Source organism: Staphylococcus sp. HMSC065D05 (assembly GCF_001813195.1).
GTDB classification, from domain to species: domain Bacteria; phylum Bacillota; class Bacilli; order Staphylococcales; family Staphylococcaceae; genus Staphylococcus; species Staphylococcus epidermidis.
Window position 1 is genome coordinate 381,561 of the sequence record NZ_KV811746.1, and the last position, 14,889, is coordinate 396,449.

Sequence of the window (14,889 nt, forward strand, 5' to 3'; positions counted from 1 at the left end):
AATTTTATATTATGAAATTTATCTCATGTTGATGAAACATTAAATTTACGTAACTTGAAAAGGAGCGCGTTTATGCCAGGAATAATTCAAATTGACGATATTAATCAATCTCAAGCTTTAATAGGAAATAATGATGAAAACCTAAAAGCGATTGAAGCACATTTTAATGTCGTAATACATGCTAGAGGTCAAGAAATTGCTGTTAAAGGTGAAAAACTAGAGCATGTTGAAAAAGCAGAATTAGTTCTAAAAAATTTACTTAAAGTAATTGAATTAGGTAATACAATTACGCTTAAAGATGTAGAAGCTGCTATAAAAATGGCCGACAATAATACAATTCATCATTTGTTAGATTTATATGATGAAGAAATTACAAAAGATGCTTATGGTAAAACAATTCGTGCTAAGACTATGGGACAACGTATATATATTAATGCTATGAAGCGTAATGATTTAGTATTCGGTATTGGTCCAGCTGGAACTGGTAAAACTTTTTTAGCAGTCGTATATGCGGCTAAACAACTACGTAAAGGATCTGTTAAGCGTATTGTTCTAACGAGACCTGCTGTTGAAGCAGGTGAATCTCTAGGATTTCTGCCAGGTGACTTAAAGGAAAAAGTAGATCCATATTTAAGACCCCTTTACGATGGGTTAAATACTGTTTTAGGTAGAGAGCAAACTCAAAGACTCATCGAACGAGGTGTAATAGAAATTGCACCATTAGCATATATGAGAGGTAGGACCCTAGATGATGCATTTGTTATATTAGATGAAGCTCAAAATACGACACATGCACAAATGAAAATGTTTCTTACCCGTTTAGGATTTGGATCAAAAATGGTTGTCACTGGTGACCAAACTCAAATCGATTTACCAAAAGGGGTAAAAAGTGGTTTAAAAGAAGCGGTAAAAAAACTAAGTGGTGTCAGTGGCATAAGTATTATGAAAATGGATCAAAGCGATGTAGTTAGACATCCACTTGTAAGTAAAATTATTAATCGTTATGAAGGAGTTGAATAAATGTTTACTATAGATTTTAGTGACCATACGGGTCTAGTAGAAACGTCTTGGTTTGACCAAATAGATCAATTATTAACATTCGCAAAAAAGAAAGAAAATATTCATAATGATGCTGAATTATCAGTAACTTTTGTAGATAAAGAGGAAATTCAAAATATAAATAAAGTATATCGTAACAAAGATAAAGTTACTGATGTCATCTCATTTGCTCTAGAAGAAGATGAACCAGAAATAGATTTCAATGACTTTGAGATACCACGTGTTCTAGGTGATATTATTATATGTACAGATGTTGCCAAAGAACAAGCAGAAAGCTACGGACACTCATTTGAGCGTGAATTAGGATTTTTAGCATTACATGGCTTTTTACATTTGCTAGGATACGATCATATGAATGATAATGATGAAAAAGAAATGTTTGGTCGACAAGATGCTATACTTAACGAATTTGGTTTAACTAGAAATTAATATGAAACGTTTTAAATATGCATATGAGGGTTTTCGCGCAATTTTAAAAAAAGACCAAAATTTCTTATTCCACATTTTAGCGGCTATAATAGTTATCATATTAGGAATTGTGTTAAATATTGATCGTATAGATTGGATATTAATCATTGTAGCTATAGGACTTGTTTTAAGTTTTGAAGCTATTAATACCTCAATTGAATTTGTTGTCGACTTAATTACCACTGACTATCATGAATATGCAAAATATGCTAAAGATATAGCTGCGTTTAGTGTTGTCATCGTTTCAATCGTTTCAATATGTATTGGGCTAATTGTTTTTATACCATATATATTAGAAATATTTAAGGGAGGAATGTAATGAGTTATCAATCACACTACTTTAAAGAAGTCCGAGAGGCACAAAAAAATGCTTACGCACCATACAGTAACTTTAAAGTTGGTGCTTATTTAAGAACGAAAGATGGTCGGTGTTTTCACGGAGCAAATGTTGAGAACGCTGCATACCCGATGGGGATATGTGCAGAAAGATCAAGTTTAGTAAGCGCTATATCAGAAGGTTATCAACCGGGTGATTTTGAATCCATTACAGTTACTGTCGATGCTGATAAACCCTCGTCCCCATGTGGCGCATGTCGCCAGGTGATGATGGAACTTTGTGATAAAGATATGCCTGTATATATGACCAATCAAAACGGAGATATGATAGAAGCTACAGTTGGTGAATTATTACCATTAGGATTTTCTGGAAAGGATTTAAATTAATGACAGAACATAAATCAGGATTTGTTTCAATAATCGGTAGACCTAATGTAGGTAAATCTACCTTTGTAAACAGAGTAATAGGACATAAAATTGCTATTATGTCAGATAAAGCTCAGACGACTAGAAATAAAATACAAGGTGTAATGACGAGAGATGATGCTCAAATCATCTTTATCGATACACCTGGTATCCATAAGCCTAAACATAAATTAGGAGATTACATGATGAGAGTAGCTAAAAATACACTTTCTGAAATTGATGCTATTATGTTTATGGTTAATGTAAATGAAGATATAGGTAGAGGAGACGAGTATATAATGGAAATGCTAAAAAACGTCAAAACACCTATATTTTTAGTTTTAAATAAAATTGATTTGGTTCATCCAGATACATTGATGCCAAAAATTGAACAATATCAGTCATATATGGATTTTACAGACATAATTCCAATTTCTGCTTTAGAGGGGTTGAATGTTGATCATTTTATTGATGTATTAAAATCTTTTTTACCAGAAGGGCCTAAATATTATCCTGACAATCAAATTTCTGACCATCCTGAACAATTTGTAGTGAGTGAAATCATTAGAGAAAAAATTCTACATTTGACGAGTGAAGAAATTCCACATGCAATTGGTGTCAATGTCGATCGTATGATTAAAGAGGATGAAGATAAAGTACGTATTGAGGCGACAATTTATGTTGAAAGAGATTCACAAAAAGGTATAGTAATAGGTAAAGGTGGTAAAAAGCTTAAAGAAGTAGGTAAACGTGCACGTAGAGATATCGAAATGTTACTTGGCTCGAAGGTTTATCTTGAATTATGGGTGAAAGTACAACGTGATTGGAGAAATAAGGTTAATTTTATAAGACAAATTGGATATGTTGAAGATCAAGATTAATCAATAGAAAGTTGGTGATCAACTGATGCTAATGAAACAAAAGGGCATCATTATCAAATCTGTTGATTATGGTGAGTCAGATAAAATCATTACAATATTAAATGAATACGGAGCTAAAATACCACTAATGGCCAGACGAGCAAAAAAAGTTAAGTCTGGATTTCAAGCAAATACACAGCTTTTCGTATATGGCTTATTTATTTATAATAAATGGCGAGGCATGGGAACACTAAATTCTGTTGATGTGATTAATCAACATTATGAACTCCAACTCGACTTATTTGAAAGTAGCTATGCATCTTTATGTGCTGAAACAATTGACCGATCAATGGAAGAGAATGAGGTTTCAAAATATAATTATGACTTGCTTCAATTTGTTCTTTCCAAAATTAACGAAGGAACTCCAGCACAATTAATGTCTGTAATCGTCTTATTAAAAAGTATGTCTAAATTTGGATTCACAGCTTCATTTGATCACTGTGCAATTACCGGCATTCAAGATCAATCAAAACTTATAGCGTATAGTTTTAAATATGACGGTGCTATTTCAGAATCTGCATTATATCAGGATCAACATGCTTTTCAGCTCTCTAATCGCACTTTATATCTTCTTAATATCCTACAGCAATTACCCATAAGTAAGATGAATCATCTAAATATTCAGCAAGACATATTAAATGAAATGTCTGAATTACTTATCATGCTTTATCGTGAGTATGCTGGTATGTTTTTTAAAAGTCAAAAATTAATAAACCAATTAAATAGATTAGAAAAAGATTCATTGTGAAAAGATTTCAGAATAAATTTATCATAAAAAGCTCCTATCTGCTGTTGTTAAAACTTAAGATAGGAGCTTTATTCATAATCAAAATTTTTACTTATAAATAAATAGTAAACTAAAATTTAACTTTGTCAGCTAAAAATGTTTCTAGTTCTGATATTGGCATACGTACTTGTTCCATACTATCTCTGTCACGCACTGTTACTTGGTTGTCCTCTAATGAGTCAAAATCAAAAGTGATACAATATGGTGTACCTATTTCATCTTGACGACGATAACGTTTACCAATAGATTGTGATTCATCAAAGTCTATTGCAAAGCTAGAGCTTAGTTGTTCAAAAATTTTAATAGCTTCACTTGATAATTTTTTACTCAATGGTAGTACCGCCGCTTTATATGGTGCTAAAGCTGGGTGGAAATGCATAACTGTACGTGCATCTTTACTACCCTCAACACCTTCTTCAGCATACGCATCACATAAAAATGCTAAAGTCACACGATCTGCACCAAGAGATGGTTCAATACAATAAGGAATGTATTTTTCGTTAGTTTCAGGATCGTGATATTTAAAATCTTCACCTGAATGTTCACTATGTTGTCTTAAATCATAGTCTGTACGACTCGCAATACCCCATAATTCTCCCCAACCAAATGGGAATTTGTATTCAATATCAGTAGTAGCATTAGAATAGTGTGATAATTCATCTTCATCATGATCTCTAAGGCGCATATTGTCTTCTGAGATGTTTAAATCTGTTAACCATTCACTTGCAAAAGTTTTCCAATAATTTTGCCATTCAATTTCTTCACCAGGTTTACAGAAGAATTCAAGTTCCATTTGTTCGAATTCTCTTGTTCTGAAAATAAAGTTTCCTGGTGTGATTTCATTACGGAATGATTTACCAATTTGACCAATACCAAAAGGTAATTTTTTACGCATAGAACGTTGAACATTTTTATAGTTCACAAAAATACCTTGAGCTGTTTCAGGTCGTAAAAATAATTCATTAGTAGAATCTTCAGTAACACCTTGGAAAGTCTTGAACATAAGATTAAATTGACGGATATCAGTCCAGTTTGCAGTCTTACTGACCGGACAAACAATTCCTTCATCATCAATAATTTTTTTCATTTCATCAAAACTTAAGCCATCTGCTATAAAGTTTTCGTCACCTTTTTCATTTTGCATATAATCTTCGATTAATTTATCTGCACGATAACGAATTTTACTGTCCTTATTATCAATCATAGGATCATTAAAATTTCCTAAATGTCCTGATGCTTCCCATGTTTTTGGATTCATAAGAATCGCAGCATCAATACCTACATTGTATGGTGATTGCGTAATAAATTTTTGCCACCAAGCTTTTTTAATATTATTTTTTAATTCAACACCTAACGGACCATAATCCCATGTATTTGATAATCCACCATAAATATCACTACCAGGGAATACAAATCCTCTATGCTTCGCAAGTTGTACAATTGTATCCATATTTTTAACCATAAAAGCCTCTCCTTATACATAAAAACGCCCCAAGACAATACACATAGATTATGCAATATTATCTTGGGACGAGTTTAAATTATTTAAAACACATTGTTGAAATAACATGTGTTTATTTACATTTCAACCCGCGGTTCCACCCAAATTAGTGTAAACACTCGCTTTTATAAAAATTTAATCATATGCCAAAATATGTTTGTTAAGCTCACACCATCCTTAACTCGCTTATTAATAATTCTAATTGAAATAATTTTTAATAGCAAGTGTTTATATGTATTTGTAGCAATTGAAAATAAAAGTTATAATGAGTAAGTATTAAAAAGGGGTGAAGACCTATAGAATTAAGTCAAAGACAAGAACAAATAATAGAGATTGTTAAATCGGAAGGACCTATCACGGGCGAGCATATAGCTGAAAAAATCAATTTGACTCGTGCTACATTACGTCCTGACTTGGCTATACTCACTATGTCTGGTTTTATAGAGGCACGTCCTCGAGTAGGTTATTTCTATTCTGGTAAATCTAAAAATAAAATCATAAACGAAAAATTACGAAAATATGTTGTAAAAGATTATATGTCGCATCCTGTTGTCATAAAAGAAAACATGACTGTTTATGATGCTATATGTACCATCTTTTTAGAGGATGTCAGTACATTATTTATTACAAATGAGAATAACGATTTTGTAGGAGTATGTTCTAGGAAAGACTTACTTCGTGCCTCAATGATTGGTGAGGACATACATACAATGCCTATCAGTGTAAATATGACTAGAATGCCTAATGTTTCATATTTAAAAGAACAGGAACTCGTTATTTATGCTGCAAACCAAATGATTGATAAGGAGATAGATTCATTACCAATTGTTAGACCTAAAGAAAACGACAAATTTGAAGTAATAGGTCGCATCTCTAAAACAACAATCACTAAATTATTCGTTTCATTATTTAAAGAATAGGTGGTAAGTACATGGATAATATAAAGATAATTGTTGCCTCTGATTCAATTGGTGAAACTGCGGAACTCGTTGCAAGAGCAGGCGTTTCACAATTCAATCCTAAACAGTGTAAGCATGAATTCCTTCGATATCCATATATCGAATCATTCGAAAATGTTGATGAAGTCATTCAAGTTGCTAAAGATACGAATGCAATCATTGTTTATACATTAATAAAACCCGAAATTAAAAAGTATATGATATCAAAAGTCAATGAACATGCATTGAAATCTGTTGACATCATGGGTCCATTAATGGAATTGTTATCGAATTCTATAGAAGAAACTCCTTATTATGAACCTGGGATGGTTCATCGATTGGACGATGCTTATTTTAAAAAGATCGATGCAATCGAATTTGCTGTTAAATACGATGACGGAAAAGATCCTAAAGGATTGCCGAAAGCAGATATTGTGTTACTTGGCATTTCAAGAACATCAAAAACACCTTTATCTCAATATTTAGCACATAAAAGCTATAAAGTAATGAATATTCCAATAGTACCTGAAGTGACTCCCCCAGACGGTTTATTTAATGTTGATCCATCAAAATGTATTGCGTTAAAAATTAGTGAAGAAAAATTAAATCGTATACGTAAAGAGAGATTAAAACAATTAGGATTAGGTGACAAAGCTAGATATGCAACTGAAGCAAGAATTCAGGAAGAATTAGATTACTTTGAAAAGTTAGTCGATAAGATTGGTTGCCCTGTTATCGATGTTTCAGATAAAGCCATTGAAGAAACAGCAAATGATATTATTCATTTTATTGAAAAAAATAAATCGAAATGATTTCTTTTCCAATAAATTGAAGGTATAATAATAGAACTTTAATAAGATTGCTATCTTAGAAATGAATGTATTTTATAGGTGGCATTTATAGTTTGAAATATATTCCTTCATTCTTTTAGTAACCACATAAAAATAAAGAATTAGCAATTATGAATATTGATAGGTGATGTCTTTTGCGTATAGATCAATCCGTCATTGATGAAATAAAAAATAAAACTGATATATTAGATTTAGTTAGTGAATATGTAAAACTTGAAAAAAGAGGGCGCAATTATATCGGTTTGTGTCCTTTTCATGATGAAAAGACACCCTCATTTACAGTTTCAGAAGATAAACAAATTTGTCATTGTTTTGGATGTAAAAAAGGTGGTAATGTTTTTCAATTTACGCAAGAAATTAAAGACGTATCATTTGTTGAAGCTGTAAAAGATTTGGGTGAACGGGTGAATATCCAAGTTGATATAGGGCAGAACCAAACAAATTCCTCGACAAAAATTGCGTCTGATGAGTTGAAAATGATTGAGATGCATGAACTCATTAAAGATTATTATCATTATGCTTTAATGAAAACAGTTGAAGGTGAGGAAGCCCTCAATTATTTACATGAACGTGGCTTTACAGATGACCTTATTAAGGAAAGAGAAATTGGGTATGCACCTGATAACTCACATTTTTGTCATGATTTTCTTGAAAAAAAAGGATATGATATAGAACTAGCATTTGAAGCAGGTTTGTTATCTCGTAATGAAGAGAATTTCACATATTTTGATAGATTTAGAAATAGAATTATGTTTCCTTTAAAGAATGGACAAGGACGAATTGTTGGGTATTCAGGACGGACATATACGAATCAAGAACCAAAATATTTAAATAGTCCGGAAACACCTATTTTCCAGAAGCGTAGAATTTTATATAATTTAAATAAAGCACGTAAATTTATTCGAAAACAAGATGAGATTATTTTATTAGAAGGTTTCATGGATGTAATTAAATCAGATTACGCTGGATTAAAACAAGTTGTCGCTAGTATGGGTACCCAGTTATCACAAGAACATATTACTTTTTTACAAAAACTAACGCAAAACGTAACATTAATGTTTGATGGTGATTATGCTGGTAAAGAAGCTACTATAAAAACAGGACAAGCACTGTTGAATCAAGGATTAAATGTGTTTGTGGTTCAACTACCTTCAGGTATGGATCCTGATGATTATATTAGAAAATATGATAACGAACAATTCATAAAATTTGTTCAACAAGACAAACAATCATTTGTGCTATTTAAAGTTAAAATGTATCAAAATGAGATTAATCATAATGATCTTGCATACGAAAAACATTTTAAAGAAACTGTGCGAGACCTTTCTTTAGTCAATTCAGGTATTATTCGTAATAAACTTATTCAAAACATAGCTGATATATTTAAAGTTAGTCCAGAAACCATTCAATATGAGTTAGATGCAACTTATCAACATCAGATGCCGTCGAACACTTATCCTACTTTTCAAGATGAGCCAAGTAAACAACAATTAATACTCGGTCGTCTGACTAAAAATGAGAAAGCAGAAAGAGCTTTAATTAAGCATTTAATGAAAGATAAAGATACTTTTTTGAATTATTATCAAAAAGTTGTACCAGAAGACTTTACAAATAGCTATTTAAAGCGTATATTTAGTTATTTGTACGACTATTATTCAAAAAATGATTATTATACAATTAGCGATATGATGCAATATATTGAATCTAATGAATTGAGAGAAGTTCTTATTGAATTAGATCAATATCATCTAAATGATGAACCTTATGAAAACGAAATAGAGGACTATATTCAAATTATTAAAAATAATAATAACGAAGATTCTTTAGAAAGTTTGAATTATAAATTAAGGGAAGCATCACGTATTGGAGATTCAGAATTACAAAAATATTATTTGCAACTTATCGTTAACAAAAATAAAAATCGAATGTAAAAGCAATATTTATAAGAATTTAATTTAAAATTCAAGAGTAGTTAATCAAATATGGTTACTTTAATTATTTAACGGGTAAATTTGTTATATCAGAACTTCTAAAGTGTATATTTATTCAATTGAACACCACTTATTTAAGCACATATCACTTGATTTTCACTTACTCAGTGTAATCCAGTGATTATTTAGAATATACAAATCATATTAAATTGATATAATATATAATTATTAATAGATTATCAGTATTTACTAAAATCGGGAGGCCTTTTCATGTCTGACAACCAAGTTAAAATTAAAAAGCAAACAATTGATCCGACTTTAACACTAGAAGATGTTAAAAAACAATTAATTGATAAAGGAAAAAAAGAAGGTCATTTAAGTCACGAAGAAATCGCTGAAAAACTACAAAATTTTGAAATGGACTCAGATCAAATGGATGATTTCTTCGACCAATTGAATGACAATGACATTACACTTGTCAATGAAAAAGATAGTTCTGACACGGATGATAAAATCAATCCTAATGATTTGAGTGCCCCTCCTGGTGTCAAAATCAATGACCCAGTGCGTATGTATTTAAAGGAAATTGGTAGAGTTAATCTTTTAAGTGCTCAAGAAGAAATTGAGCTTGCAAAAAAAATTGAACAAGGTGATGAAATTGCTAAATCACGATTAGCTGAAGCAAACTTACGTTTAGTTGTTAGTATTGCTAAAAGATATGTTGGTCGTGGCATGTTATTCTTAGATTTGATTCAAGAAGGTAATATGGGCTTAATTAAAGCTGTTGAAAAATTTGATTTTAGCAAAGGATTTAAATTTTCAACATATGCCACTTGGTGGATTAGACAAGCTATTACACGAGCAATTGCTGACCAAGCGCGTACAATTCGAATACCAGTTCACATGGTAGAAACGATTAATAAATTGATTCGTGTTCAACGTCAATTATTGCAAGATTTAGGCAGAGATCCAGCTCCTGAAGAAATTGGAGAAGAAATGGATTTACCACCAGAAAAAGTCAGAGAGATTTTAAAAATTGCACAAGAACCCGTTTCCTTAGAGACGCCAATCGGTGAAGAAGATGATAGTCATTTAGGAGACTTCATAGAAGACCAAGAAGCTCAAAGTCCATCTGATCATGCAGCATACGAATTGTTAAAAGAACAATTAGAAGATGTTTTAGATACACTTACTGACAGAGAAGAAAATGTTTTACGTTTACGTTTCGGTTTAGATGATGGACGAACAAGAACACTAGAAGAAGTTGGAAAAGTATTCGGTGTAACACGTGAAAGAATTCGTCAGATTGAAGCAAAAGCTTTAAGAAAACTAAGACATCCTAGCCGAAGTAAACGTCTTAAAGATTTCATGGATTAAATTAAAGGAATAAGACATTGGCGTTTGAATTATTAATTAATAGTAATGTCGTTTAACTAAATCATCACACTAAAGTAGGGTGGGATAGTGAATTCAAATTTCTTATTACTGAATTCTATCCTACTCTTTTTTAATACATATAAGGAGTTTAAAAATGATTAACCTTAACCAAAGATTATCAATTGTATGCTCATTTATTAAAAGAGGAACATTGGCTGATATTGGCTCAGACCACGCATATCTACCTATATATGCAATTCAAAACGACTTATGCACAAAAGCAATAGCAGGAGAAGTTATTCAAGGACCTTATAAGGCCGCTAAAAGAAATATTGCAAATTATGAATTAAATCAACTGGTTGATGTACGTCTAGGCGATGGTCTAAGCGTTATAAACGCAGAAGATCAAATTGATAATATAACTGTTTGTGGTATGGGAGGACCATTAATTGCAAAAATTTTAAACGATGGGAAAGATAAATTAGTTAACCACCCAAGACTCATACTACAAAGTAATATACAAACTCAAGCATTAAGACAAACTCTTAACAAACTCTCATATGAAATCGTTGATGAAAGAATCATTGAGGAAAAGGGTCACATATATGAAATCGTGGTAGCTGAGTTTAATAATAACTTAGTTAAATTAAATATATTACAAGAAAAATTCGGACCATTTTTACTTAGAGATTGTAATAACATTTTTCAAAAAAAATGGAAAAGAGAGTTACAAGCACTGCGTGATATAAAATCTCAATTGAATTCAACTTCACATCATGAGAGACTAAAAGAAATAGAAGATGAAATCAACTTAATACAAGAGGTGTTAATTAATGAAAATTAGTGAACTGATGAAAATTTTAAATAATCACGTTCCATTTCATCAAGCTGAATCATGGGATAATGTAGGATTATTAATTGGTAATGATAATTTAGATATTACAGGTATTCTGACAACTCTCGACTGCACCGATGATGTTGTTAACCAAGCAATTGAACTTAATACTAATACCATCATTGCTCATCATCCACTTATTTTCAAAGGAGTAAAACGCATTGTTGAAGATGGATATGGTAGTATTATTCGTAAACTTATCCAAAATAATATCAATCTTATAGCATTACACACTAACCTTGATGTACATCCTGAAGGTGTCAATCGAATGTTAGCGCATCAATTAGGTTTAGAGAACATATCCATGATTAATACAAATAGCTCATATTATTACAAAGTTCAAACTTTTATACCTAAAAATTATGTTGAAGATTTCAAAGACAGTTTAAACGAACTTGGATTAGCTAAAGAAGGTAATTACGAATATTGTTTCTTTGAAAGTGAAGGTAAAGGACAATTTAAACCAGTAGGTGATGCAAACCCTTATATAGGGAAGTTAGATAGTATCGAATATGTTGATGAAATAAAACTTGAGTTTATGATAAAAAGCAATGAATTAGAAATAGCTAAGCGAGCTATTTTAGATAATCACCCATACGAAACACCAGTTTTTGATTTTATTAAAATGAACAAAGAAAGTGAGTATGGATTAGGGATTATTGGACAATTAAACAAAACTATGACTTTAGATGAATTCTCTGAATATGCAAAAAAACAACTCAGTATACCAAGCGTACGATATACAGGTCAACATGATAGTCCAATTAAGAAAGTAGCAATCATAGGCGGTTCAGGTATAGGATTTGAGTATAAAGCTAGCCAACTTGGAGCAGACGTTTTTGTTACTGGTGACATTAAACACCATGATGCTCTAGATGCTAAAATCCAAAATGTAAATTTATTAGACATCAATCATTATAGTGAGTATGTTATGAAAGAAGGATTAAAAGAATTATTAGCAAAATGGTTATTTAAATATGAAAATCAATTTCCGATATATGCCTCTGAAATCAACACAGATCCATTTAAATATAAATAAATGTTATTGATAAACATTTAAAGGAGAACAAATTATGTCAAAACATCCATTTGAACACTTTAATTTAGATGAGAATTTAATTGAAGCTGTTAAAAATCTCAATTTTGAAAAACCGACCGAAATCCAAAATAGAATCATACCGAGAATTCTTAAAGGAACAAATTTAATAGGACAATCTCAAACTGGAACTGGAAAGTCACACGCTTTTCTCTTACCATTAATTCAACTTATAGAAAGTGACATTCAAGAGCCACAAGCCATCGTAGTAGCTCCAACACGTGAACTTGCTCAGCAACTTTATCAAGTTGCTATGCATTTGGTAAAATTCAAAAAAGGTATAAAGGTAAAACTTTTCATTGGTGGCACCGATTTAGAAAAAGATAAACAACGATGTAGCCATCAACCACAACTCATTATTGGTACACCAACAAGAATTAATGATTTAGCACATTCAGGTTATCTTCATGCACATTTAGCCTCATATTTAATTATAGATGAAGCGGATTTAATGATTGACCTGGGTCTCATTGAAGATGTTGACCATATTGCAGCGAGATTAGATGATGAAAATGCTCATCTAGCGGTATTTAGTGCAACAATACCTAAATCATTACAACCATTTTTAAATAAATATTTAAGTCAACCAGAATTTGTAGAAGTAGATGGTAAAGCTCATAATAAAGAAAATATCGAATTTTATCTAATTCCTACAAAAGGTTCTGCCAAGGTAGATAAAACATTGGAACTGATAGATATATTGAATCCTTATCTATGTATTATTTTCTGTAACAGTCGTGAAAATGCCGATGAATTGGCAGACACTTTAAATAAAGAAGGAATTAAAATAGGTATGATTCATGGTGGTTTAACACCAAGAGAACGTAAACAACAAATGAAAAGAATAAGAAATTTAGATTTTCAATTTGTCATTGCAAGCGATCTTGCTTCTAGAGGAATAGACATTGAAGGCGTAAGTCATGTTATTAATTTCGATGTACCCAATGACATCGATTTTTTCACACATCGCGTAGGTCGAACAGGAAGAGGTAATTATAAAGGAGTAGCCATTACATTATATAGTCCTGATGAAGAAAGTAATATTACTCTTATCGAAGACAGAGGTTATAAATTTAAAAATGTAGATATCAAGAATGGTGAATTAAAACCGATTAAGGCACACAATATGCGTAGATCAAGACAACGTAAAGATGATCATTTAACCAATGAAGTTAAACACAAAGTAAGAAGTAAATCAAAACGTAAAGTTAAACCAGGGTATAAAAAGAAATTTAAACAAGAAGTTGAAAAAATGAAACGTCAAGAAAGAAAGCAGTATAGTAAAAAGCAAAAAAGACAAAAACGAAAAACTAATAAAGGATAGGTGAAATGAATGTTACTAGGATCACATGTTTCAATGAGTGGCAAAAAAATGCTGCAAGGGTCAGCAGAAGAAGCACATAAATATGGTGAATCAACATTTATGATTTATACAGGTGCACCACAAAATACAAGACGTAAAAATATTGAAGATTTAAATATCGAAAAAGGCCAACAGGCAATGAAAACATATGGTTTATCAAATATCGTTGTACATGCACCATATATCATTAACATTGCAAATACAACCAAACCTGAAGTATTTAATTTAGGAGTTGACTTTCTACAAAAAGAAATCGAAAGAACTCAAGCACTTGGAGCAAAAGATATTGTACTACATCCTGGGGCGCATGTCGGAGCAGGTGTAGATAAAGGAATCCAAAAAATTATTGAAGGACTTAATGAAGTACTCACACATGATAATGATGTAAGAATAGCACTTGAAACTATGGCGGGTAAAGGAACAGAAGTAGGGAGATCTTTTGAAGAAATTGCTCAAATAATTGATGGTGTTACACATAATGATCGCTTATCAGTTTGTTTTGATACGTGCCACACTCATGATGCCGGATATAACGTCAAAGAAGATTTCGATGGTGTACTAGAAAAATTCGACAATATAATTGGAGTAGATCGAATTAAAGTAGTACATGTTAATGACAGTAAAAACCTAAGAGGTGCACAGAAAGATCGTCACGAAAATATCGGTTTTGGTCATATTGGCTTTGATGCACTTAATTACGTAGTGCATCATGATACTTTTAAAAATATTCCAAAAATATTAGAAACTCCATATGTTGGTGAAGATAAAAAAAATAAAAAACCACCGTATAAATTAGAAATAGACATGTTAAAATCACAAGAATTTGATCCAGACCTCAAGAACAAAATTTTAAATCAATAAAATATTTATAAAATTAAGCCATTCATCGTCTTTTCATTCAGTGAATGGCTTAATTATTTGATCATGTTAAATAAAAATAATAACGTTTTAATTACGACTAT

The 14,889-nt window shown here is 31.3% G+C and carries 15 protein-coding genes; 14 read left to right on the forward strand and 1 reads right to left on the reverse strand.

All coding sequences use genetic code 11. The annotated features are described in order from the left end of the window. Positions 1 to 72 precede the first annotated feature (72 nt). Genes HMPREF2897_RS06835 through recO form a run of 6 tightly spaced genes read left to right on the forward strand, consistent with a single transcriptional unit; the run spans position 73 to position 3,936 of the window. Positions 73 to 1,020: a PhoH family protein gene (locus HMPREF2897_RS06835; protein ID WP_002475446.1), complete on the forward strand. Its 948-nt coding sequence runs from the start codon at positions 73 to 75 to the stop codon at positions 1,018 to 1,020. Further along, positions 1,021 to 1,488: an rRNA maturation RNase YbeY gene (gene ybeY, locus HMPREF2897_RS06840; protein ID WP_070592838.1), complete on the forward strand. Its 468-nt coding sequence runs from the start codon at positions 1,021 to 1,023 to the stop codon at positions 1,486 to 1,488. A gap of 1 nt (position 1,489) precedes the next feature. After that, positions 1,490 to 1,846, forward strand: a complete 357-nt coding sequence (locus HMPREF2897_RS06845) for a diacylglycerol kinase family protein (RefSeq protein WP_070592839.1) — start codon at positions 1,490 to 1,492, stop codon at positions 1,844 to 1,846. Beyond that, positions 1,846 to 2,250, forward strand: coding sequence for a cytidine deaminase (cdd, locus tag HMPREF2897_RS06850; protein WP_002457741.1), 405 nt, complete (start codon positions 1,846 to 1,848; stop codon positions 2,248 to 2,250). Before HMPREF2897_RS06845 ends, cdd begins: the two co-directional genes overlap by 1 nt. After that, positions 2,250 to 3,149, forward strand: a complete 900-nt coding sequence (era, locus tag HMPREF2897_RS06855; RefSeq protein ID WP_002457740.1) for a GTPase Era — start codon at positions 2,250 to 2,252, stop codon at positions 3,147 to 3,149. The genes cdd and era overlap by 1 nt, the downstream gene beginning before the upstream one ends. 25 nt (positions 3,150 to 3,174) lie before the next feature. After that, the gene (recO, locus tag HMPREF2897_RS06860) at positions 3,175 to 3,936 is read left to right on the forward strand and encodes a DNA repair protein RecO (protein ID WP_002486998.1); all 762 of its coding nucleotides are present in this window, start codon (positions 3,175 to 3,177) and stop codon (positions 3,934 to 3,936) included. Between the two features lie 109 nt (positions 3,937 to 4,045). On the opposite strand, the gene HMPREF2897_RS06865 is transcribed toward recO, so the two are convergent. Beyond that, entirely contained in the window at positions 4,046 to 5,437 is a 1,392-nt protein-coding gene (locus tag HMPREF2897_RS06865; protein WP_002457738.1) for a glycine--tRNA ligase, read from the reverse strand. A gap of 335 nt (positions 5,438 to 5,772) precedes the next feature. Between HMPREF2897_RS06865 and HMPREF2897_RS06870 the strand changes: the two genes are divergently transcribed. The 8 genes from HMPREF2897_RS06870 to HMPREF2897_RS06905 all read left to right on the forward strand — a co-directional run bounded on the left by HMPREF2897_RS06870 (position 5,773) and on the right by HMPREF2897_RS06905 (position 14,788). Continuing rightward, positions 5,773 to 6,396: a transcriptional regulator CcpN gene (locus HMPREF2897_RS06870; protein ID WP_079994851.1), complete on the forward strand. Its 624-nt coding sequence runs from the start codon at positions 5,773 to 5,775 to the stop codon at positions 6,394 to 6,396. A gap of 11 nt (positions 6,397 to 6,407) precedes the next feature. After that, on the forward strand, positions 6,408 to 7,226 hold the full coding sequence (locus HMPREF2897_RS06875; protein ID WP_002457736.1) for a pyruvate, water dikinase regulatory protein: 819 nt from the start codon (positions 6,408 to 6,410) through the stop codon (positions 7,224 to 7,226). 173 nt (positions 7,227 to 7,399) lie between these two features. Continuing rightward, positions 7,400 to 9,196 (forward strand): DNA primase, encoded by a 1,797-nt coding sequence (gene dnaG, locus HMPREF2897_RS06880; RefSeq protein ID WP_002457735.1) that lies wholly within the window; start codon positions 7,400 to 7,402, stop codon positions 9,194 to 9,196. 270 nt (positions 9,197 to 9,466) lie between these two features. Continuing rightward, complete coding sequence (gene rpoD, locus HMPREF2897_RS06885; protein ID WP_002446547.1) at positions 9,467 to 10,573, forward strand: RNA polymerase sigma factor RpoD; 1,107 nt, start codon at positions 9,467 to 9,469, stop codon at positions 10,571 to 10,573. Positions 10,574 to 10,727: 154 nt separating this feature from the next. Continuing rightward, positions 10,728 to 11,417: a tRNA (adenine(22)-N(1))-methyltransferase gene (locus HMPREF2897_RS06890; protein WP_002476250.1), complete on the forward strand. Its 690-nt coding sequence runs from the start codon at positions 10,728 to 10,730 to the stop codon at positions 11,415 to 11,417. After that, positions 11,407 to 12,507 carry a Nif3-like dinuclear metal center hexameric protein gene (locus HMPREF2897_RS06895; RefSeq protein ID WP_002446545.1) on the forward strand — a complete coding sequence of 367 codons (1,101 nt, stop codon included), beginning with the start codon at positions 11,407 to 11,409 and terminating at the stop codon, positions 12,505 to 12,507. Before HMPREF2897_RS06890 ends, HMPREF2897_RS06895 begins: the two co-directional genes overlap by 11 nt. Positions 12,508 to 12,541: 34 nt before the next feature. Continuing rightward, the gene (locus tag HMPREF2897_RS06900) at positions 12,542 to 13,888 is read left to right on the forward strand and encodes a DEAD/DEAH box helicase (RefSeq protein ID WP_060545271.1); all 1,347 of its coding nucleotides are present in this window, start codon (positions 12,542 to 12,544) and stop codon (positions 13,886 to 13,888) included. Between the two features lie 9 nt (positions 13,889 to 13,897). Further along, positions 13,898 to 14,788, forward strand: a complete 891-nt coding sequence (locus tag HMPREF2897_RS06905; RefSeq protein WP_002446543.1) for a deoxyribonuclease IV — start codon at positions 13,898 to 13,900, stop codon at positions 14,786 to 14,788. Positions 14,789 to 14,889: the final 101 nt, after the last annotated feature.